Genomic DNA, 358 nt, shown 5'->3' with positions numbered 1-358 from the left:
TTCATCGCCTGTAATCGCCAAGGCATCCGCCATGTGCACTTATTCACTTGTCCCTATAACCTTGACGGCTATAGGCAAGCATTTACTACTTTGTGATGATGAGTTTTACTACCCTAAGTGTGTAATTGCTTACACGCTTAAATAAAACTTTACTTCTTCCAGATTGTTAAAGAACGATACTGCTTTTACCTAAACCCAAGCCAGTGGCTGGCTTACGTAAAAACAGGTATTTGGTGGAGGATGACGGGATCGAACCGACGACCCCCTGCTTGCAAAGCAGGTGCTCTCCCAGCTGAGCTAATCCCCCTATGGGTACGACAGATACCGGCAACTGGTAGGGCTGGTTGGACTCGAACCA

1 tRNA gene is annotated in these 358 nt (G+C 46.9%); it reads right to left on the bottom strand.

Going from position 1 to position 358, the window contains the following annotated elements:
• Positions 1-231: 231 nt before the first annotated feature.
• Positions 232-307: transfer RNA gene (locus GTP58_RS30890), tRNA-Ala, on the bottom strand.
• Between the last annotated feature and the right edge of the window lie 51 nt (positions 308-358).

Origin of the sequence: Duganella sp. CY15W, assembly GCF_009857555.1 — a bacterium.
GTDB classification, from domain to species: Bacteria; Pseudomonadota; Gammaproteobacteria; order Burkholderiales; family Burkholderiaceae_D; genus Rugamonas; species Rugamonas sacchari.
Note: the sequence above shows the minus strand (reverse complement) of the source record. Positions and strands in the feature narration are given on the sequence as shown.